This window comes from Pseudomonas sp. BN411 (assembly GCF_029871235.1).
In the GTDB taxonomy this organism is placed as follows: domain Bacteria; phylum Pseudomonadota; class Gammaproteobacteria; order Pseudomonadales; family Pseudomonadaceae; genus Metapseudomonas.
The window spans coordinates 94,832-115,310 of the sequence record NZ_SSOM01000083.1 but is presented as its reverse complement, the minus strand read 5'-3'; the positions used below and the strand labels follow the sequence as shown (position 1 = coordinate 115,310).

Sequence of the window (20,479 nt, the reverse complement as noted above, 5' to 3'; positions counted from 1 at the left end):
GTTAGAATACCGGCCTGTCACGCCGGGGGTCGCGGGTTCGAGTCCCGTCCGCTGCGCCATATTTCCCATGTTCGAGATGCTCGGGCATGAGGTGGCAAGGTCCACAGGGCCAGGTCACCAGACGATGCAAAGGTTTCACCGGACGCAAGTCCAACCGACACGCAGCGGTAGTTCAGTCGGTTAGAATACCGGCCTGTCACGCCGGGGGTCGCGGGTTCGAGTCCCGTCCGCTGCGCCATATAGAGAAGCCCTCAGGTAGCAATACCTGGGGGCTTTTTCTTTTCTCGCTTCCGCATTCTTCGATTCTGCTCCGCAGGGGTAATTTTCCGGTCACCTGGGATCGTTACATTCCTGGCACGGGTTTTGTTTCCATGACCTCTGTCGAAACCAGGAGGAGCACGTGATGGACGACTACCAGGAAGAGATTCTCGATTTTCACGCTGGCGAGCAGGACCCGGTAGAACCGGCGGACGACGCCACCGAAATGTGATCAGCCCGCCTGGCGCTGGGCGCGGCGGAACTCACCTGGAGTGCTGCCGCTCCAGCGCTTGAATGCGCGCTGGAAGGCTTCCGCCGAGGCGAAGCCGAGCAGGTAGGCGATTTCGCCGAAGGCCAGTTCGGTGTCGCGGATGTAGGCCATGGCCAGGTCGCGGCGGGTTTCATTGAGGATGGCGCGGTACTGGGTGCCTTCCTCGGCCAGTTTGCGGCGCAAGGTCCAACTGGGCATCTGCAGGCGCGCCGCCACTTCTTCCAGATCCGGTTCCCGCCCGTGCAGCAGCGGCCCCAGCAACTGAGTGATGCGCTCGCGCAGGCTGCGGGTGCGGGTCAGCTGCAGCAGCTCCCTCTCGCAGATATCCAGCAATTGCCGCCAGGTGCTCGGGCAGTGTTCGCTGCCGCGCAGCGCCAGGGTGTCCTGGGACAGTCGCAGCTGGTTGGCGCTGGCCTCGAACTCCACCGGGCAGCCGAAATGTTCGGTGTAGCGCTCGGCGTAGTCAGGTGCCGGGAATTCGATCTCCACCTTCTCGATGCGGATGCCCGCTCCTGCCAGTTGGCTCAGGTGGCTTTGCCAGCCCGCCAATACCGAATCCACGACGAAGCGGTTGTAGGCGTTGTAGGGGCTGATGGAATAGAAGCGAAGCCACGCGCCCTTGGCATCCTCGTGGAAGCTCGACTGCCCGCGATAGTTACTGGCGTAGAGCAGTTCGTAACGGGCCAGGGCGCGGGCTGCTTCCCGCAGGTTGGGGGCCTGTTCGGCGCAGACGCCCGCGAGCCCGAGCTGGCTGAGGCGGCTGAGGCGGCCCATGGCCAGGCCGAGTGCGGGGTCGCCACAAAGCTGGATGGCGGCATGGCCGAGGCGCATGAAGCGTGGGATCGACAAACGCCCATGGGGCTCGGCGAAGCGCGCGGCATCCAGACCGAAGCGCTCCAGCAGGTCCGTCGCGCAGTGACCGGCCTGTTCAAGCGCCGCTGCCATGCTGAGTACGGAGCTCACGGAGAGGTCGCCCAGCTTCACCCGTTGCGTTTTCACCGGGCACCCAGCCAGGCATTCAGCAGATGGCTACCCGGCGCCTTGCTGGCCTGCGGGGCGCCGATGGGGGTCAGCACACTGCCGGCCGGTGCATCGTGCAGGGGCCAGAGTCGGCCGCGGAGGAAGAGTGCTTCGCTGGCGCTGGTCTGGCCGTCGGTCAGGGTGACCTCGCTCTGCGGGTAGCCCGAAGCCCAGCTGCGCGTAATGGTCACCTGGCCGCTGACGGTCTGCAGTTCCTGGCGCGATTCGTTGCGGGTGCTCTCTAGCCAGGGCTGGCTGAAGGGGTCGCCGAGCAGGTTGCCGTCCGGGGAGAAGGCCAGGGCCAGGTTGTAGAGGTCGCCATGGCCGCTGCGCAACTTGCCTTCCTTGAGATAGGGCGAGGGCAGGAGGATGGAGCCGGCGAGGACGGTGACCCGGTATTCGCCAGCCAGGCGGCTGAACAGCTTCTGGTAATCCCGTGCCATGCGCCGGGCCTTGGCGCGCAGCAGGGCTTCCTCCAGGTCCTGGCCCTGGAGGTACAGGCGGCCCAGCAGGGTCGGGTGGCTGAGGGTGAGCAGGCGGCTGCCCTCGGTGAAGGTGCGGGCCTGGTAGAGGTTGTGTTTCTCGTCCCGCAGCAGCAGCCAGGTGCCGATGTGGTCGGGCAGGGCAACCACGGTCCTTTCATTGAGCAGGCCCTGGGCGCGGGCCTGGTCGAGGGCCGCCACGAGCTTCATGCGCAGCAGGTCGGGATCGCGGTAGTCGCTGGGGTAGAGCTCCGGGCGGATCGCCAGCAGGTTGCCGCTCGCGCTGGCCGCTCCGACGTCGCTGGCCAGGCTGGCGCGCAGATCGGACAGGTAGTGGACGCGCGGGCGTTCGCCGGTCCATACCGCATAGGCGGTCAGGCAGCTCACCAGGATGGCGGCGATCAGGGGCGTCAGCAGTTTGCGCATGGAATGTCCGGGGTTGGGGAATGCCGATCAGGGTAGGGGACGCGCTGCCGGTTGCCAAGGGTCGCTGTCATTTTCGATCAGTAACTTGTCAGTTCCGATCATTGAGCGGGCAGTGACGGCTCTTTATCGTCTGCCCCACAACCGACTCCGGCCCTCCGAGGCCAGGGGCACTTTCGTGAATAGCACCGCCTGTTGTGGAGGAACCATGACCGCCACCCGTTACCCGCATTTGCTCGCACCCCTGGACCTGGGCTTCACCACCCTGCGCAACCGTACCCTGATGGGCTCCATGCACACCGGCCTGGAAGAAAAGCCCCATGGCTTCGAGCGCATGGCTGCCTACTTCGCCGAGCGCGCCCGTGGTGGCGTCGGCCTGATGGTGACCGGTGGCATCGGTCCGAATGCCGAAGGCGGTGTCTATGCCGGCGCGGCCAAGCTGACCACCGAGGAAGAGGCCGAGAAGCACAAGATCGTCACCCGCGCGGTGCACGAGGCGGGCGGCAAGATCTGCATGCAGATCCTCCACGCTGGCCGTTACGCCTATAACCCCAAGCAGGTCGCGCCGTCGGCCATCCAGGCGCCGATCAACCCCTTCAAGCCGAACGAGCTGGATGAAGCGGGCATCGAGAAACAGATCCAGGATTTCGTCACCTGCTCCGTGCTGGCGCAGAAGGCCGAGTACGACGGCGTCGAGATCATGGGTTCCGAGGGTTACTTCATCAATCAGTTCCTCGCCGCTCACACCAACCAGCGTACCGACCGCTGGGGTGGCAGCTACGAGAACCGCATGCGCCTGGCGGTAGAGATCGTCCGCCGCGTGCGTGAGGCCGTTGGCCCGAACTTCATCATCATCTTCCGCCTGTCCATGCTCGACCTGGTGGAAGGCGGCAGCACCTGGGACGAGATCGTCACCCTGGCCAAGGCCATCGAAGCCGCGGGCGCGACCATCATCAACACCGGCATCGGCTGGCACGAAGCGCGCATCCCGACCATCGCCACCAAGGTTCCGCGTGCGGCCTTCACCAAGGTCACCGCCAAGCTCAAGGGCGCGGTGAAGATTCCGCTGATCACCACCAACCGCATCAATACCCCGGAAGTGGCCGAGCAGGTCCTGGCTGAAGGCGACGCCGACATGGTGTCCATGGCCCGTCCGTTCCTCGCCGACCCGGACTTCGTCAACAAGGCTGCTGAAGGCCGCGCCGACGAGATCAACACCTGCATCGGTTGCAACCAGGCCTGCCTGGACCACACCTTCGGCGGCAAGCTGACCAGCTGCCTGGTCAACCCGCGCGCCTGCCATGAAACCGAGCTGAACTACATTCCGGTCACCCAGGCGAAGAAGATCGCCGTGGTCGGCGCTGGCCCGGCCGGCCTTTCCGCCGCCACCGTCGCTGCCGAGCGTGGCCACAGCGTGACCCTGTTCGACGCTGCCGGCGAGATCGGTGGCCAGTTCAACGTGGCCAAGCGCGTACCGGGCAAGGAGGAGTTCTTTGAGACCCTGCGCTACTTCAAGCGCAAGCTGGAGACCACCGGCGTCGACCTGCGCCTGAACACCCGTGTTTCGGTCGAGGACCTGGCTCAGGGCGGCTTCGACGAAATCATCCTGGCCACCGGCATTGTGCCGCGCACCCCGGCCATTCCGGGCATCGAGAACGCCAAGGTGATCAGCTACCTGGACGCCATCCTCGAGCGCAAGCCGGTCGGGCAGAAGGTGGCGGTGATCGGTGCCGGCGGTATCGGCTTCGACGTGTCGGAATTCATCACCCACAAGGGTGAATCCACCAGCCTGAGCCGCGAAGCCTTCTGGAAGGAATGGGGCATCGACGGCGACCTGGAAGCCCGTGGCGGTATCGCCGGGATCAAGGCCCAGCCCCATGCGCCGGCACGTCAGGTGTTCCTGCTGCAGCGCAAGAAGAGCAAGGTGGGCGACGGCCTCGGCAAGACCACCGGCTGGATCCATCGCACCGGCCTGAAGAACAAGCAGGTGCAGATGCTCAATGCGGTGGAGTACCTCAAGGTGGACGACGCCGGCCTGCACATCCGCGTGGCCGAGGGTGAAGCCCAGGTGCTGCCGGTGGACACCGTGATCGTCTGCGCCGGCCAGGACCCGCTGCGCGAGCTGCACGAAGGCCTGGTAGCAGCCGGCCAGAGCGTGCACCTGATCGGTGGCGCCGATGTGGCCGCCGAACTGGACGCCAAGCGCGCCATCAACCAAGGTTCGCGCCTCGCCGCAGAGCTCTGAAAGCCAGAACAGGATTTGCTGCGCGTCGGTTCTGCTTTGTTGATAACCGCCTCGGAATGCTCATTTAGCATTCGTAAACTGCACTTCCTCGGCGGTTTTCGCCTGGCAGCCCGCTAGCTCGCGAAATCCTGTCCAGGCTTTTTTCCACCAGCCGCCCGGCTTTTCGCCGGGCGGTTTCATTTCCAGTTCCAACCACGTCACACTTTTGCCTTGCCGCTGGTCCGACAGGTTGCGGCGGTAGGGCTCTGCCAACCCAGTCACATTGCTCGACGACTAATATCCCCTAGACTTTTCTAAAGTCCGGATCAGTGTGTGCGGACGAAAGAACCGTGCCACCAAGCCCCCATCAATGTCCGCCGTGATTCACCGCGCAGAGCCAGAGGTAGAGCGATGAGCATGCTGAAGAAACCGCAAACGGTGGAAGCCGTCGTGTTCTTCAACGACCGCGGCATCTGCAAGCAGATGCTCTACTCGGAATTCGAAGCCATCCTCGACGGGGTGGTCGGCCTGCCGGAGTTCGCCGACTGCCAGATGCAACTGGCCTACCTGATGATCAGCCCGCGCCTGCAGGTTCGGGCGGTGGTCTTCTTCTACCTCGACTTCGACGAAGAAGGTCGTGCCGATACCGGCTGGAACCTGCCGCTGCGGCAATTGGCCGAGCGCGCTGGCCGTGGTCCTGATCTTGGCGCCGGTCCCATTCGCCTGGCCTGCCGCAGCCAGTGCCCGGTGTCCTGGCAGCAGATGCACCTGTGGGACCCGAGCCTGAATGCCGACCGCAACGACCTGGCGCTGCTGCGCGACGCCATCAAGCTCAATAACCTCGGTGTTCTGGTGGAGGAAGAGCTGCCCAAGGTGCTGGATGCCGAGAAGCTCCAGGTGGCACCGGAAGACAGCTGGTACGCCCCGCCGGAAATCACCAAGGAGATGGCCGAGCAACTGGCGGAAAAAATGGAAAAGGAGCACCGCCTGAAGACCGCCCAGCTGGTCCGCCAGCAGCGTCTTCGCCTCAGCTCCCTCAGCCAGCAGAACGAAGAAGCCATCGCGCGCGTGCGCCACGACGCCGACCAGAGCCATTCGGCGCTGCAGGAGCAGATCCGCGCGCTGCAGCATGCCTTGCGTGAGCAGGAAGAGGCCAATGCCCGCCTGCGTGCTGAGCTCGACAGCGAGTCGGAGCGCCATCAGGCCAGCCGTGAGGAAATGAACCTGCAATTGCGCGCCCTGGAGCGCCACGGGCGCACCGAGGCCGACATCCTTCGCGCCCAGTTCGAAAGCGAGCTGCAAACGCGGGTCGCCGCTGCCGTATCCGAGTATCGCGAGCAGCTGGCCATCCGCGATGTCGAGCTGGCCTATCGCGACCAGTTGGACGCCCAGCTCCAGGTCGAGCTCAATCGTCTGCGCCAGGATTGCGAGGCACTGGAGTCCCAGTCCGGGCAGCAGATGCTGGAGCGTCTGGCCCAGTTGGGCGTTGTGTTCGTGGTCTACCACCCCGGTGCCGGCCATTTGACCATTCCGCTGACCGACATCGCTCGATACCAGGACAACCCCCAGGCCTACGCCGCCGCCAAGTGCTTCGTCTCCGAGAACCAGTACCGCCAATGGTTGGCCCACTACCAGCAGCCGACCTGTGAGGCGAGCCTGCCCAGCGGCGAGCGTTGCAGTATGCCGATCGACCGCATCGAAGCTCCCAGTCGCTTCGTCGCCGGCGAATCCAACTGCTGCCCCCGGCATCGCTCGGGAGGGCGCTTGCGCACCGCCGGTTGAGCGGAATCGCACCTGCGCCTGATTTATCCTTGCGCCCCCTCCCTGGACGCCAACGGACCCGACCTTGCCCCTGATCCTGCCTGACTGGAATCCCCGAGCCGCACTCGAGCCCTTGCGCCTGCCCTGGCTGGACGCCGCCGGGCTGGAGCTGGCCGTGCTGCGCCTGGATGCACTGGACCCGCTGGTTTCTGGCAACAAGTGGTTCAAGCTGGCGCCCTGGTTGGCCAGGGCCGGAGATGATGGCGCCGAGGGCGTGATCAGCCTGGGCGGCGCCCACTCCAACCATTTGCACGCGCTGGCCGCCGCTGGTGCGCGTTTCGGTTTTCCCACCGTCGGATTGCTGCGTGGCGAACCCCAGGACACACCGACCGTGCAGGATCTCCGCCGTTTCGGCATGGAGTTGCACTGGTTGGGCTACGGCGGTTATCGGGCGCGCCGCCAGCCGGGTTTCTGGGAGCCCTGGCTGGAGCGCTACCCGCGCTACCAGCCGGTGCCTGAAGGGGGTGGCGGCCTGCCGGGTGCCCAGGGCTGCGCCGCTCTGGTGGCGATGATCCGCGAGCAACTTCCCGCCCTGGGTTGGGAGGACTACCACAGCCTGTGGACCGCTGCCGGTACCGGCACCACCCTGGCCGGGTTGGTGCTGGGCGAGGAGGGCGCCCATCCGGTGATCGGCGCCCTGGCGGTGCCGGCGGATCACGGTGTTGCCGAACAGGTGAGTGGCATCCTCGCCGAGGCCGGCTGCGCCGATGCGGGCTACCGATTGATCGACGCCAGCCGCGGCGGCTTCGCCCGACTGGATGCCGAACTTGCGCGCTTCCTGCTGGACTGCGAGCGCGACGGCGGAATCGACCTGGAGCCCCTCTATACCGCCAAGGCCCTGCTGGCCATCCACGACGAAGCACGCGCCGGCCGAATCCCCTCGGGCAGCCGCCTGGTGCTGCTCCACACCGGCGGCCTGCAAGGGCGTAGGGCTCTGCACGACGAATTGTTGCGACTGGCCGGCTACACTGACCGGGCAGTGGAAGCACAAGGATGACTCCATGAGCGAACCCCTGATTCCCCAGCAACTGCGCAGCCTCATTCCCCTCAATGCCCTGTCGGACCAGCAGTGGCGCGAGTTGCGCTCGCAGCTGGTGCCCCAGCCCTTGCTGGCAGGGCAACTGCTGTTCCGGCGTGAGGACCATGCGCGCGTGACCTGGTACTTGCTGTCCGGCGAACTGCTTCTGCGGGACGCCGATGGCGTCGAGACGCGGCTGGAAGCGGGCAGCGAAGCCAGCTGCCATCCCATTTCCCCGACCCTGCCGCGCCTGCACGAAGCCATGGCGCTTCGCGACTGCTCTCTGCTCGCCATCGACAGCGCCATGCTGGCGCGCCAGCTCACCTGGGGCTCGACCCACCAGGACCTGATGCTGGAACTCAGCCAGGCTGGCGACAGCGAGTGGCTGGAAACCCTGCTCGCCAGCCCATTACTGGCCAGGGTGCCGCCAGCCAACGTGCGCAGCATGCTGGAGCGCCTGCGGCGGGTGGAGCTGCCGGCGGGCAGTCAGGTAATGGGGGAAGGGGAGACCGGGGACTGTTGCTACTTCCTGCAGTCCGGCCGCGCCGAAGTCATTCGTGGTGCCGGCAGCGAGCAGCAGTTGCTGGCCGAGCTCGAAGTGGGCGCCTGTTTCGGCGAGGAAGCGCTGCTGGGAGACTGCCCGCGCAACGCCAGCGTCACCCTGCTGGAAGACAGCGTGCTGCAGAGGCTGGACCGGGAGGACTTCCTCGAACTGCTCAAGGCTCCGGTAGTGGACGAGGTCAGCTTCGGCGAAGCGGTGCGCATGCTGGGTAGCGGCGGCCAATGGCTGGACGTGCGCCTGCAAGAGGAATACGAGCGCGCCCATGCGCCCCAGGCTCTGAACATGCCCCTGCATCTGCTGCGCCTGAAGGCGCGGCTGCTGAACGGCGGCGGGACCTATCTCTGCTATTGCGACAGCGGCAAGCGCAGCGCCAGTGCGGTGTTCATGCTTTCCCAACTGGGCTTTCGCGCCTACGCGCTGCGGGACGGTCTGGACGCCTTGCCGGCCTTGCAGCGGGATGCGCTGATCAGCGAGACCGGCTCTGGCTACCTGGCCCGTTCCGGCGGCCGGATCGAACGCAGCCGCTGATCCCCGCGTCGCGCAGCCAAGTTCATTTGAACGTGTGAAACCACGTCCTCAGGGCGTGGTCATGAGCCACCGGCTGAACACGTCGCGCACCCTACAGCGGTGCCAGCGGCCAGCGATCGCTGACCACGAAGGCGCGCTCCGCTTCCTTCCAGCGTCCATCCCCATCAGGTACCAGTCGCACCAGCAGGCGCGCGGGGCTGTCCGCCTCCAACTGTTCGCGCCAGTGCTGGAAGCGCTCCAGGTTCCAGCGATCCTCGGCTTCGCTGACGGCGGGCGCCAGCCAGGATTGCCGGGGCAGGGGCTGCCAGTTGCCGTCTGTTGTCTGCGCGAGAAAATCGTCCAGCTCGTTCTGGCGCAGCCATTGCCCGCGCAGGTGGCCAGGGTTGGCGCCTTGTGGTGCCGTGCAGTTCCCCGGCCAGGGGTAGAAGAGATAGCCGCCCAGCCAGAGTTCGGCGCTGGCCGGTTGGGCATCCAGCCGGTCCAGTACCTGGCGGCTTTCCGGGTTGGACGAGAGCGGCAGCTGGTGCTGGCTGAGGTGCTCCAGTTTGAGGTCGAGACGGTCGTGGCTGCCTGGCCCGAGCCACTCGGAGGTGTTGCTGCCGTCGCCATGGCGTGGCCCCAGGTAGAGCTTGATCGCCAGCTCCAGGTGGTGCACACCCTCGGCGTCACGCAGCAGCAGGTCGAGCTCGCCGAGGGTCTGGCCGGCGATGCGAATCGGCAGGTTGGCCGCCAGCAGCTCCACATCGGGGGCCTGGTTCAGGGCGAATTGCCAGAGACGCTCGTAGTAAAGGCCGAGGCGCCGGCTCGGAGCCTGCGCCAGCCATTGGTCGAGGACGGCGGGTTGCCGGTCGAGGTCGCACAGCCAGTCGGCGAGGCGATCGGGGTGGCTGAACCAGCCGCTGGCGCTGAGGGGATGGCGCTGGCGCCAGGGCGGCTGGCTGAGCAGCGGCGGAGAGAGCAGGGCCCACGCCAGGTCGCGTACACCGCAATGGTGCAGTTGTCGGGGCAGGTCGGTCAGCGATTCGAAGGCGTGCATGCTGCGAGCATAGCCGACGGCGGTTTGCCGCTGTCCGCTGCTATCCCCCATAATTTCGCCATTCCTCACCTTGCCAATGCCGTTCTGGAGTCCCATGGAGCAATTCCGCAATATCGGCATCATCGGTCGCCTGGGTAGTTCCCACGTGCTCGACACCATTCGCCGGCTGAAAAAATTCCTGCTGGACCGCCATCTCCACGTCATTCTCGAAGACACCATCGCCGAAGTGCTGCCGGGTCACGGCCTGCAGACGTCTTCGCGGAAGATCCTCGGTGAGGTGTGCGACCTGGTGATCGTCGTCGGCGGTGACGGCAGCATGCTTGGCGCCGCCCGCGCCCTGGCGCGGCACAACGTGCCGGTGCTGGGGATCAACCGCGGCAGCCTGGGTTTCCTCACCGACATTCGTCCCGACGAACTGGAAGTGAAGGTGGCCGAGGTGCTGGACGGCCGCTACAGCGTCGAGACGCGCTTCCTGCTGGAAGCCGAAGTCCGCCGCCACGGCGAGACCATCGGCCAGGGCGACGCACTGAACGACGTGGTGCTGCACCCCGGCAAGTCGACGCGGATGATCGAGTTCGAACTGCACATCGACGGCCAGTTCGTTTGCAGCCAGAAGGCCGACGGCCTGATCATCGCCACGCCCACCGGCTCCACCGCCTACGCGCTGTCCGCCGGTGGTCCGATCATGCATCCCAAGCTCGATGCCATCGTGGTCGTGCCCATGTATCCGCACACCCTGTCCAGCCGGCCCATCGTGGTGGACAGCACCAGTGAGCTGAAGATCGTGGTATCGCCCAATCTGCAGATCTACCCCCTGGTGTCCTGCGACGGCCAGAACCACTTCACCTGCGCCCCAGGCGACACCATCACGGTGGCCAAGAAGCCGCAGAAGCTGCGCCTGATCCACCCGCTGGATCACAACTATTACGAGGTCTGCCGGACCAAGCTGGGCTGGGGCAGCCGACTGGGTGGAGGCGACTGATGAGCCTCGATCCCGCCCGTGGCTATGACCTGATCGGCGACGTCCATGGTTGCGCCCATACCCTGGAGCGCCTGCTTGAGCGCCTGGGGTATCGCAAGCAGGGCGACGTCTGGCGGCACCCGCAGCGGATGGCGCTGTTCCTCGGCGACATCATCGACCGGGGGCCGCGTATCCGAGAGGCGCTGCACCTGGTGCATGCCATGGTGGAGGCCGGGCAGGCCCTGTGCATCATGGGTAACCATGAGTACAACGCACTCGGCTGGAGCACCCCCGCGCCACCGGGCAGCGGCCGGCATTTCGTCCGTGAACACACGCCGCGCCATACCCGGCTGATCAAGGAAACCCTGGAGCAGTTCGAAGGCCACCCGGCGGACTGGAGGGATTTCCTCGGCTGGTTCTACGAATTGCCGCTGTTCCTCGATGGCGGCCGTTTCCGCATGGTGCACGCCTGTTGGGACAGCGCAATGATCGCCGCCCTGCGGGACATGCATCCGGACGGGCGGATCAACGAGGCCTTCGTCAAGGCCGCTACCGACTCGTCCAGTTTTGCTGGTCGCGTGTTCGATCGCCTGCTGCGCGGTACCGACCTGCCGCTGCCCGGCGGCATGACCCTGACCGGCAGCGACGGCTTCACCCGTTCGGTGTTCCGCACCAAGTTCTGGGCGGAGGACCCGCAAACCTACGGCGACGTGGTGTTCCAGCCCGACGCACTGCCCGATCAGGTCGCCAGCCAGCCCCTGTCCCAGGCACACAAGTCGCGCCTGCTCAGTTACGGACCGCAGGAGCCCATGCTGTTCGTCGGCCACTACTGGCGGCGTGGCCGCCCGGCGCCCATCCGCGGCAACCTGGCCTGCCTGGATTACAGCGCAGTGATGTACGGCAAGCTGGTGGCCTATCGGCTCGACCAGGAAAGCCGGCTGGACCCGGACAAGTTCGTCTGGGTGGAAGTGGAGCGTCCCGAGGTGCCCCAATGAGTGCGGTGGAAGTATTGCGGTTGCCCCTGACGGTCGACCTTTCCGGCTTCATAACCCTGTTGCAACGTCTGGAAGTGCCTTACCGCGTCAGCGAGGAATCCGGCGAGCAGGTGCTCTGGGTGCCTGGGGATCAACTGGCGGAGCAGGTGCGCGGACTCTATGCGAGCTTCCCCGACGGCGATCCGCATTTCCAGCTGCAAGCGGAGGCGCCGAAGGCACCTGAACGGGCAGGATTCTTCGCTCAGCTCATGCACAGCCGCATCACCAGTCTGGTGCTGCTGGTCACCCTGGTAGTCGCTGCGCTTACCAACCTGGGGGACAACTTCTCGGTCATCCGCTGGCTGAGCTTCCAGGACTTCCAGATCGAGGGCGATTACGTCTACTTCTCGCCGCTGGCCGAGGGCCTGGGAGCGGGGCAGTGGTGGCGTCTGGTTTCGCCGATGCTGATCCACTTCGGCATTCTCCATCTGGCGATGAACGGCATGTGGTTCTGGGAGCTGGGCCGGCGCATCGAATCGCGCCAGGGCGGCTTCATGCTGCTGGTGCTGACCCTGGGCTTCAGCCTGGTATCGGACTTCGCCCAGTACTTCAGCAGCGGCGCGACCCTGTTTGGCGGTTTGTCCGGCGTGCTCTACGGCCTGCTCGGCCATTGCTGGGTGTTCCAGCGCCTGGCGCCGTGCCCGGCTTACCGGTTGCCGCCGGGCGTGATGGCGATGATGCTGGTCTGGCTGCTGATCTGCCTGTCCGGCCTGATCACCGCGCTGGGCTTTGGCGCCATTGCCAACGGTGCCCATGTCGGCGGCCTGGTTGCCGGCTGCGCCACCGGGCTGCTCGGCGGTGCATTGGCGCGCCTGCGTCGGTAGAATGCGCGCTCCGTCCCACTCCCAGGACCCGAATCGCCCATGTCGTCTTTTGCCCATCTGATCAGCAACATCACCCAGGATGTCTACGAAAGCCTCAAGCTGGCCGTGGAAATCGGCAAGTGGCCGGACGGCCGCAAGCTGACCCAGGAGCAGAAGGAGCTGTCGCTGCAGGCGGTGATCGCCTGGGAGCTGAAGAACCTGCCTGAGGAAGAGCGCACCGGCTACATGGGCCCGCAGGAGTGCAGCTCCAAGTCCGAAACCATCCCCAATATCCTGTTCAAGTCGAATTCGGTTCACTGATGCTGGAATTAGGACGTGGCGCACTCAGCAAGATGTCGGTGCGCCTTGAAACACCCGTGCAATACGGCTTCCGCCTCGGCGAGGCGGATATTGCGGCGAACCCGCTGATCGGCAAGCAGCTGCGCCTCGAGTTCCTCGGCGCCATTCATTGCATCCATTGCGGGCGCAAGACGAAGAAGAGCTTCAGCCAGGGTTACTGCTACCCCTGCTTTACCAAGCTGGCGCAGTGCGACAGCTGCATCGTCAGCCCGGAGAAGTGCCACTATGACCAGGGCACTTGCCGCGAGCCGGAGTGGGGCGAGCGCTTCTGCATGACCGATCATGTGGTCTATCTGGCCAACTCCTCGGGCGTCAAGGTGGGCATTACCCGTGCCAACCAGGTGCCGACCCGCTGGATCGACCAGGGGGCCAGTCAGGCCCTGCCGATCATGCGCGTGGCCACTCGTCAGCAATCCGGCTTCGTCGAAGACCTGCTGCGCAGCCAGGTGGCCGACCGGACCAACTGGCGCGCCATGCTCAAGGGCGAAGCGCCGCCGCTGGATCTCCAGAGCATTCGCGACGAGCTGTTCGACCATTGCGCGGAAGGCATCCGCGCGCTCCAGGACCGTTTCGGCCTCCAGGCCATCCAGCCGGTCAGCGATATCCAGCCCATCGAGATCAGCTATCCGGTGGACGCCTATCCGACCAAGGTCGTCAGCTTCGATCTGGACAAGACGCCGGTGGTGGAGGGTACGCTGCGGGGGATCAAGGGCCAGTACCTGATCCTCGACACCGGCGTGATCAACCTGCGCAAGTTCACGGCCTACCAGTTGGCCATCAGCGCCGCATAGCTCCGGGTCCCGGGCGAAGATCGCCTTCGCCCGGCGACTGTTCGTGCAGGCCCTTGTCATCAGGTCGGTGGGGTAATAGGCCATACTCCGACCTTGACCCATTCATCCAGAGCGGCCCAGGGTTTCGGGGCCGCCTCGCATTCAAAGAGACGACCATGCGCACCGAGCAACCGAAAGTCATCTACCTCAAGGATTATCAGGCCCCCGAGTACCTGATCGACGAGACCAACCTGACCTTCGAGCTGTACGAGGACCACACCCTGGTCCACGCCCAGTTGGTGATGCGCCGCAACCCCGAACGGGGTGAGGGCCTGCCGCCGCTGGTGCTCGACGGCCAGCAACTGGAGCTGCTGTCCCTGTCCATGGATGATCGCGAGCTGGGCTCCGCCGATTACCAGCTGGAAGACAGCCACCTGACACTGCAACCGGTGGCCGCCAGCTTCACCCTCGACAGCACCGTACGTATCCACCCGGAAACCAACACCGCGCTGGAAGGCCTGTACAAGTCCGGCAAGATGTTCTGCACCCAGTGCGAGGCCGAAGGTTTCCGCAAGATCACCTATTACCTCGACCGCCCGGACGTGATGAGCAAGTTCACCACCACCGTCAGCGCGGAACAGCATCGCTACCCGGTACTGCTGTCCAACGGCAACCCGGTGGCCAGCGGCGCGGAGGAGGGCGGTCGGCACTGGGCGACCTGGGAAGACCCCTTCAAGAAACCCGCTTACCTGTTCGCCCTGGTGGCGGGTGACCTCTGGTGCGTGGAAGACAGCTTCACCACCATGACCCAGCGTGACGTGGCGCTGCGCATTTATGTCGAGCCGGAGAACATCGACAAGGTCCAGCACGCCATGGACAGCCTGAAGAAGTCCATGCGCTGGGACGAAGAGGTGTATGGCCGCGAGTACGACCTGGACATCTTCATGATCGTCGCGGTGAACGACTTCAACATGGGTGCCATGGAGAACAAGGGGCTCAACATCTTCAACTCCAGCTGCGTGCTGGCCAAGGCGGAGACCGCCACTGACGCTGCGCACCAGCGCGTCGAGGCAGTTGTCGCGCACGAGTACTTCCACAACTGGTCGGGCAACCGTGTCACTTGCCGCGACTGGTTCCAGCTGTCGCTGAAAGAAGGCTTCACCGTATTCCGTGATGCCGAGTTCTCCGCCGACATGAACTCGCGCACCGTCAAGCGCATCGAGGACGTGGCCTTCCTGCGTACCAACCAGTTCGCCGAGGACGCCGGCCCCATGGCCCATCCGGTGCGCCCGGATTCCTTTATCGAGATTTCCAACTTCTACACCCTGACCGTCTACGAGAAGGGCTCGGAAGTGGTGCGGATGATCCACACGCTGCTGGGTGCCGAGGGCTTCCGCAAAGGCACCGATCTCTACTTCGAACGCCACGACGGCCAGGCCGTGACCTGCGACGACTTCATCAAGGCCATGGAAGATGCCAACGGCGTCGACCTGGCCCAGTTCAAGCGCTGGTACAGCCAGTCCGGCACTCCGCGCCTTCAGGTGGAAGACGGCTACGACGCGGTGGCGAAGACCTACAGCCTGACCTTCCGCCAGAGCTGCCCGGCCACTCCGGGCCAGAAGGACAAGCAACCCTTCGTCATTCCCGTGGAGCTGGGCCTGCTGGATGCTGCCGGCAATGACCTGCCGCTGCGCCTCACAGGCGAAGCCAAGGCGATGGGCGGCAATCGCGTGTTGTCGGTCACCGAGGCCGAGCAGACCTTCACCTTCGTCGATATCTCGGAGCGTCCGCTGCCGTCGCTGCTGCGCGGCTTCTCGGCGCCGGTGAAGCTTGCCTTCCCCTACGACCGCGACCAACTGATGTTCCTCATGCAGCACGATTCCGACGGCTTCAATCGCTGGGAAGCCGGGCAGCAGCTGTCGGTGCAGGTGCTGCAGGAGCTGATCGGCCAGCATCAGCGCGGCGAGAAGCTGGTGCTGGACCCGCGCCTGATCACTGCCTTCCGTACCCTGCTGGAAGACGATTCCCTCGATCAGGCGATGGTGGCCGAGATGCTCTCGCTGCCGAGCGAGGCCTATCTCACCGAAATCAGCGAAGTGGCCGATGTGGATGCCATCCACACCGCCCGCGAGTTTGCTCGCCAGTCCATCGGTGAGGCCCTGTTCCAGCCGCTGCTGGCCCGTTTCCAGGCCAATCGTGCGATCTCCCGTGATACCGGCTACGTGGCGGAGGCCGCTCATATTGCCCGCCGGACTCTGCAGAACATCGCCCTGTCCTACCTGATGCAGAGCGGCAAGCCGGAAGTGCTGGAGGCCTGCCAGGAGCAGTTCAGCGACTGCGACAACATGACCGAACGCCTCTCGGCCTTGGCCGTGCTGGTTAATTCCGGCTTCGAGCAGGAAAAGGCCGATGCGCTGGCGCGTTTCGCCGACTACTTCAAGGACGATCCGCTGGTGATGGATCAGTGGTTCAGCGTCCAGGCCGGCTGCGGCCTGCCGGGCGGCCTGGAGCGCGTCCAGGCGTTGATGGCGCATCCCGCCTTCACCCTGAAGAACCCGAACAAGGTGCGAGCCCTGATCGGCGCCTTCGCCAACCAGAACCTGGTGAACTTCCACCGGGGCGACGGTGCCGGCTACCGTTTCCTTGCCGACCATGTGATCACGCTGAACGCGCTCAACCCGCAGATCGCTTCCCGCCAGCTGGCGCCGCTCACGCGCTGGCGCAAGTACGACGCCAGTCGCCAGCAACTGATGAAGGCCGAGCTGGAGCGCATCCTCGCTTCCGGCGAGCTGTCCAGCGACGTCTTCGAAGTGGTCAGCAAGAGCCTCGCCTGACTCGCTTCCGACAGCCCGTGAAAGCGGGCTGTCATCCCTCCGAAATCTCTCCTTCAAGAAGTGTTACCGGTTAGCTCAGGTAACACTTTTTTGTTACTCAAGGAAATAATTCAGGGCGCGTTTATGCGCAAGCAGTCTGAAAAGGCCATAAATAGCTTGACCAGACAGCTTTTGGTATGAGCGTACATGCCCTGCAAGTGTGATCTTGAGTGACAAATCGAGCCAGATCGTCCGACAAGATCGGACAGAAAAAATGAAATTGATCAATGGATGATCAGTCACTTGTTTGACAGAAATTTGTCGCTTGTCTTGTGGAACTTTTCTGACGCGCATTTACGACTTGGCACCATGGTTGCAGAGCCGCTGATGATTCAGCCCTGTTTCGGTGCGTTCCGAGCGGGGTGTGCTCTGCGCTGGGGATTTCCTGCCGAAGCAAGACAAGGCCGCGAAGCGGCTGGACAAACAAGCCCGCCTGACGGGCTGCCAATAACAAAGTGATCAGTCCACGGAGTAAGACTCGATGGAGCTCAAGTCCCGCAAGCCCATGTTGCGTTTCGCACCGGCCAAGGCAGGTTTCGCCTTTGCCGGTATCCTGCCCCTGCTAGTAGCCGCCCAGGCGCAGGCAGTGGAGTTCAGCTTCGCCAACGACGAAATTTCCGGTTCTCTGGATACCACCGTTTCCTACGGCCAACTGTGGCGCGTACAGGGTCGCGATAAGAACAACGACGACATCAACACCAACGACGGTAACCGTAACTTCGATACCGGCCTGGTCTCCGAGGTCTACAAGATCACTTCCGACCTGGAAGCGACCTACAAGAACTACGGTATGTTCGTTCGTGGCACTGCTTTCTATGACACCCAGATCATGGACAAGCGCAACGACTACCTGGACAACAACAACCCGGTCCAGCCGAGCCAGAACTTCCCGAAAGACGACAGCTTCACCTACGAGACCCGCCACAAGGCCGGTCGTGATGCGCAGATCCTCGACGCCTACCTCTATGGCAACTGGGACGTGGCCGACATGCCAGTCACCGGCCGTATCGGCAAGCAGGTGTTCAACTGGGGTGAGGGCATCTTCTACCGCGGTGGCGTAAACACCACCAACCCGGTGGACGCCGCCAAGTTCCGCCTGCCGGGCTCCGAACTGAAGGAAGTGCTGGTGCCGGTGGAAGCCCTGAGCTTCAACGTCGGCCTGACCGAAAACCTGTCGATGGAAACCTTCTACCAGTGGAACTGGAAAGAATCGGCTATCGATCCGGTAGGCACCTACTACTCCGAGACCGACCTGTTCGCTGACGGCGGCAACACTGCCTATTCGACCCAGCCGCGTCTGCTGCCTCTCGCCGGAGCCTACTCGGCTCTCAGCAGCCAGGGTGTTGGCGGCCTGCAAGGCGGCCGTACCGTGGATGCCAATGGCAACATCAAGGTGGCTTCCATTGGTCCGGACATCAACGCCAAGAACGATGGTCAGTTCGGCGTGGCCTTCCGCTATATCGCCGAAGAGCTGAACTCCACCGAGTTCGGTTTCTACTTCGTCAACTACCACGCCAAAGAGCCCACCATCCAGGCTGACCTGGGCAGCTATCAGGGGCTGAATCTGCAGCAGATCGCCACTGGCGTTGTGAGCGGGCAAACCTTCCAGCAACTGATGCAAGCCGGCTTCACTCCGCAGCAGATCGCGACGGTCGCAGCAGGCGGTACCACTGGTGTTCCGGCTTTCGACGCGGCCATCGGCGGTGCTCTGAGCAACATCCCGAACATCGTGAACGCAGGCCTGTCCGACCCGACCTCGACCCTGTCTCAGGCAGTGGGCGGTCTGGCCACCATCGACGTCGCCAACCAGGTCAATGCCCGTCGCGAGTACGCCGAAGACATCCGCATGTACGGCTTCAGCTTCAACACCACCCTGGGCGACGCCTCGGTATTCGGTGAGCTGGCCTATCGTCCGAACCTGCCGATCGGCATCGCCACCACCAACGACCTGCTGGGCGACCTGCTGCTCCAGGCGCCGCAACTGGCGTCCGGCAGCACCGTCAACATCGGCGGTCAGGACGTGCAACTGGGCGACTCGATTCACAACTCCGAACGCGTAGAAGCCTTCAACACCTCTCTGGGCACCATCTACAACTTCGGTCCGTCGCTGTCCTTCGACTCCCTGATCGGCGTGGCTGAACTGGCGTCCGAGCACCTGCGCGGCAGCGATCTGCAGTACACCGCGTTCAACGGCAAGAAGCGCTACTACTCCGGCCGTGGCAACAACTCCTACGTGTCCGGCGGCGATCGCGATGACCAGGTCAACAAGAACGCCTACGGCTACACCCTGCTGGTGTCCGGTACCTGGAACGACGTCTACGCGGGCGTGAACATCTCCCCCTACGTCGTCTACAAGGACGACTTCGAGGGCAACTCCTACCAGACCGGCAGCTTCATCGAAGGTCGCAAGGCATACACCCTCGGCGTCAAGGCGACCTACCTGAACAGCCTGGAAGCCGAACTGCAGTACACCGAGTTCTACGGCGGCGGCCAGAACAACTCGGTACGCGACCGCGACAACATCGGCTTCAACGTCAAGTACTCCTTCTAAGCACAAGAACAATACGGGCGCCCTGGCGGCGCCCGATACAGACTCATCACGGAGAACCCACATGCTGAAAAAGCTTTCGCTGATTAGCGCCGCGGTTGCCCTGGCGCTCTCCGCCAGCGCCGCCCTGGCCTCGGTTTCGACCCAGGACGCCGCCAAGCTTGGCGCCAGCCTGACCCCCTTCGGTGCCGAGAAGGCCGGCAACGCCGCTGGCACCATCCCGGCCTGGACCGGTGGCATCACCCAGGCTCCGGCTGGCTACAAGTCCGGCCAGCACCATCCGGACCCGTTCCCGGAAGACAAGCCGCTGTTCACCATCACCAAGGCGAACCTGGACCAGTACAAGGCCAACCTGACCCCGGGTCAGATCGCCCTGTTCAACGCCTACCCGAACAGCTTCCAGATGCCGGTGTACCAGACCCGTCGCTCCGGCTCTGCGCCGCAGTGGGTGTATGACAACACCGTCAAGAACGCCACCACAGCCAAACTGCTGGACGGCGGCAACGGCTTCTCCGATGCCTATGGCGGCATCCCGTTCCCGATTCCGCAGAACGGCGTGGAAGCCCTGTGGAACCACATCACCCGTTACCGTGGCTCCTACATCGTGCGCCGCGCTTCGGAAGTGGCCGTGCAGCGCAATGGCGACTACTCGCTGGTGACGTCGCAGCAGGAAGCCCGGTTCAAGTACTACAACCCGCAAGGTACTTACGCCGACCTGAACAACATCCTGTTCTACTACCTGTCCTTCACCAAGAGCCCGGCTCGCCTGGCTGGTGGTGCGACCCTGGTCCACGAGACCCTCGACCAGGTGAAGGAACCGCGCCAGGCCTGGGGCTACAACGCCGGCCAGCGTCGCGTGCGCCGTGCACCTAACCTTGCCTACGACACTCCGATTGCTGCTGCCGACGGCCTGCGTACCGCCGACGACACCGACATGTTCAACGGCGCTCCGGACCGTTACGACTGGAAGCTGGTGGGCAAGAAGGAAATCTACATCCCGTACAACAACTACAAGGTTTCCAGCCCTGAGGTTAAGTACAAGGACCTGCTGCAGCCCGGCCACCTGAACCCGGCCTTTACCCGCAACGAACTGCACCGCGTGTGGGTCGTGGAAGGCACCCTGAAGTCCGGCGCCCGCCACATCTACTCCAAGCGCACCCTGTTCCTCGACGAGGACAGCTGGCAAGCCGCTGTGGTCGACCAGTACGACGGCCGTGGTGAACTGTGGCGCGTATCGGTGGCGTACCTGAAGAACTACTACGACCTGCCGACCACCTGGTCCGCACTCGACGTGTTCCACGACCTGCAGGCCCGCCGCTACCACGTGCAGAACCTGGACAACGAAGAGCCGACCACCATCGACTTCACCCAGGCCACTCCGGACGATGGCTACTTCAAGCCGTCCGCCCTGCGTCGTCGCGGTACTCGCTGATCCCGCAGTGCTCCATGAAAAAGGCCGCTACTCGTAGCGGCCTTTTTCTTTTGGG

Annotated in this window: 16 protein-coding genes and 1 tRNA gene; 13 read left to right on the top strand and 4 right to left on the bottom strand. The window is 64.2% G+C overall.

Translation table 11 applies throughout. The annotated features are described in order from the left end of the window. The first annotated feature begins 161 nt into the window (after positions 1-161). Positions 162-238, top strand: a tRNA-Asp gene (locus E8F06_RS26155). A 252-nt stretch (positions 239-490) separates the two neighbouring features. Here E8F06_RS26155 and E8F06_RS26150 read toward each other — a convergent pair. Both E8F06_RS26150 and E8F06_RS26145 read right to left on the bottom strand, forming a co-directional pair. Further along, positions 491-1,528 (bottom strand): AraC family transcriptional regulator, encoded by a 1,038-nt coding sequence (locus tag E8F06_RS26150; protein WP_280372146.1) that lies wholly within the window; start codon positions 1,526-1,528, stop codon positions 491-493. After that, entirely contained in the window at positions 1,525-2,457 is a 933-nt protein-coding gene (locus E8F06_RS26145; protein ID WP_280372145.1) for a hydrolase, read from the bottom strand. The genes E8F06_RS26150 and E8F06_RS26145 overlap by 4 nt, the downstream gene beginning before the upstream one ends. A 205-nt stretch (positions 2,458-2,662) precedes the next feature. On the opposite strand from E8F06_RS26145, the gene E8F06_RS26140 reads away from it, so the two are divergent. Next, on the top strand, positions 2,663-4,699 hold the full coding sequence (locus E8F06_RS26140) for an NADPH-dependent 2,4-dienoyl-CoA reductase (protein WP_280372144.1): 2,037 nt from the start codon (positions 2,663-2,665) through the stop codon (positions 4,697-4,699). A gap of 60 nt (positions 4,700-4,759) precedes the next feature. On the opposite strand, the gene E8F06_RS26135 is transcribed toward E8F06_RS26140, so the two are convergent. Next, entirely contained in the window at positions 4,760-4,951 is a 192-nt protein-coding gene (locus E8F06_RS26135; RefSeq protein WP_280372143.1) for a hypothetical protein, read from the bottom strand. Positions 4,952-5,089: 138 nt separating this feature from the next. Here E8F06_RS26135 and E8F06_RS26130 point away from each other — a divergent pair, with 138 nt between their 5' ends. The 3 genes from E8F06_RS26130 (at position 5,090) to E8F06_RS26120 (ending at position 8,607) form a co-directional block, all read left to right on the top strand. After that, positions 5,090-6,460 carry a chromosome partitioning protein ParA gene (locus E8F06_RS26130; RefSeq protein ID WP_280372142.1) on the top strand — a complete coding sequence of 457 codons (1,371 nt, stop codon included), beginning with the start codon at positions 5,090-5,092 and terminating at the stop codon, positions 6,458-6,460. Positions 6,461-6,530: 70 nt separating this feature from the next. After that, positions 6,531-7,496 (top strand): pyridoxal-phosphate dependent enzyme, encoded by a 966-nt coding sequence (locus tag E8F06_RS26125; protein ID WP_280372168.1) that lies wholly within the window; start codon positions 6,531-6,533, stop codon positions 7,494-7,496. Between the two features lie 4 nt (positions 7,497-7,500). Further along, positions 7,501-8,607, top strand: coding sequence for a cyclic nucleotide-binding domain-containing protein (locus tag E8F06_RS26120; RefSeq protein ID WP_280372141.1), 1,107 nt, complete (start codon positions 7,501-7,503; stop codon positions 8,605-8,607). A gap of 91 nt (positions 8,608-8,698) precedes the next feature. Here E8F06_RS26120 and E8F06_RS26115 read toward each other — a convergent pair whose 3' ends face one another. Beyond that, the gene (locus E8F06_RS26115; RefSeq protein ID WP_280372167.1) at positions 8,699-9,643 is read right to left on the bottom strand and encodes a DUF1853 family protein; all 945 of its coding nucleotides are present in this window, start codon (positions 9,641-9,643) and stop codon (positions 8,699-8,701) included. A 94-nt stretch (positions 9,644-9,737) separates the two neighbouring features. Between E8F06_RS26115 and E8F06_RS26110 the strand changes: the two genes are divergently transcribed. The 8 genes from E8F06_RS26110 (at position 9,738) to E8F06_RS26075 (ending at position 20,424) form a co-directional block, all read left to right on the top strand. Further along, entirely contained in the window at positions 9,738-10,625 is an 888-nt protein-coding gene (locus E8F06_RS26110; RefSeq protein WP_280372140.1) for an NAD(+) kinase, read from the top strand. Further along, the gene (locus E8F06_RS26105; RefSeq protein ID WP_280372139.1) at positions 10,625-11,599 is read left to right on the top strand and encodes a metallophosphoesterase; all 975 of its coding nucleotides are present in this window, start codon (positions 10,625-10,627) and stop codon (positions 11,597-11,599) included. Before E8F06_RS26110 ends, E8F06_RS26105 begins: the two co-directional genes overlap by 1 nt. Beyond that, positions 11,596-12,462: a rhomboid family intramembrane serine protease gene (locus tag E8F06_RS26100; protein WP_280372138.1), complete on the top strand. Its 867-nt coding sequence runs from the start codon at positions 11,596-11,598 to the stop codon at positions 12,460-12,462. Before E8F06_RS26105 ends, E8F06_RS26100 begins: the two co-directional genes overlap by 4 nt. A 39-nt stretch (positions 12,463-12,501) precedes the next feature. Further along, complete coding sequence (locus tag E8F06_RS26095) at positions 12,502-12,762, top strand: DUF1315 family protein (RefSeq protein WP_190828545.1); 261 nt, start codon at positions 12,502-12,504, stop codon at positions 12,760-12,762. Further along, a complete protein-coding gene (locus E8F06_RS26090; RefSeq protein ID WP_280372137.1) occupies positions 12,762-13,592 on the top strand; it encodes a DUF2797 domain-containing protein in 831 nt (276 codons plus the stop codon). Before E8F06_RS26095 ends, E8F06_RS26090 begins: the two co-directional genes overlap by 1 nt. Before the next feature lie 155 nt (positions 13,593-13,747). After that, a complete protein-coding gene (gene pepN, locus E8F06_RS26085; protein WP_280372136.1) occupies positions 13,748-16,405 on the top strand; it encodes an aminopeptidase N in 2,658 nt (885 codons plus the stop codon). Between the two features lie 520 nt (positions 16,406-16,925). Beyond that, positions 16,926-18,995, top strand: a complete 2,070-nt coding sequence (locus E8F06_RS26080; RefSeq protein ID WP_280372135.1) for a DUF1302 domain-containing protein — start codon at positions 16,926-16,928, stop codon at positions 18,993-18,995. Positions 18,996-19,056: 61 nt separating this feature from the next. Continuing rightward, positions 19,057-20,424 carry a DUF1329 domain-containing protein gene (locus E8F06_RS26075; RefSeq protein ID WP_280372134.1) on the top strand — a complete coding sequence of 456 codons (1,368 nt, stop codon included), beginning with the start codon at positions 19,057-19,059 and terminating at the stop codon, positions 20,422-20,424. Positions 20,425-20,479: the final 55 nt, after the last annotated feature.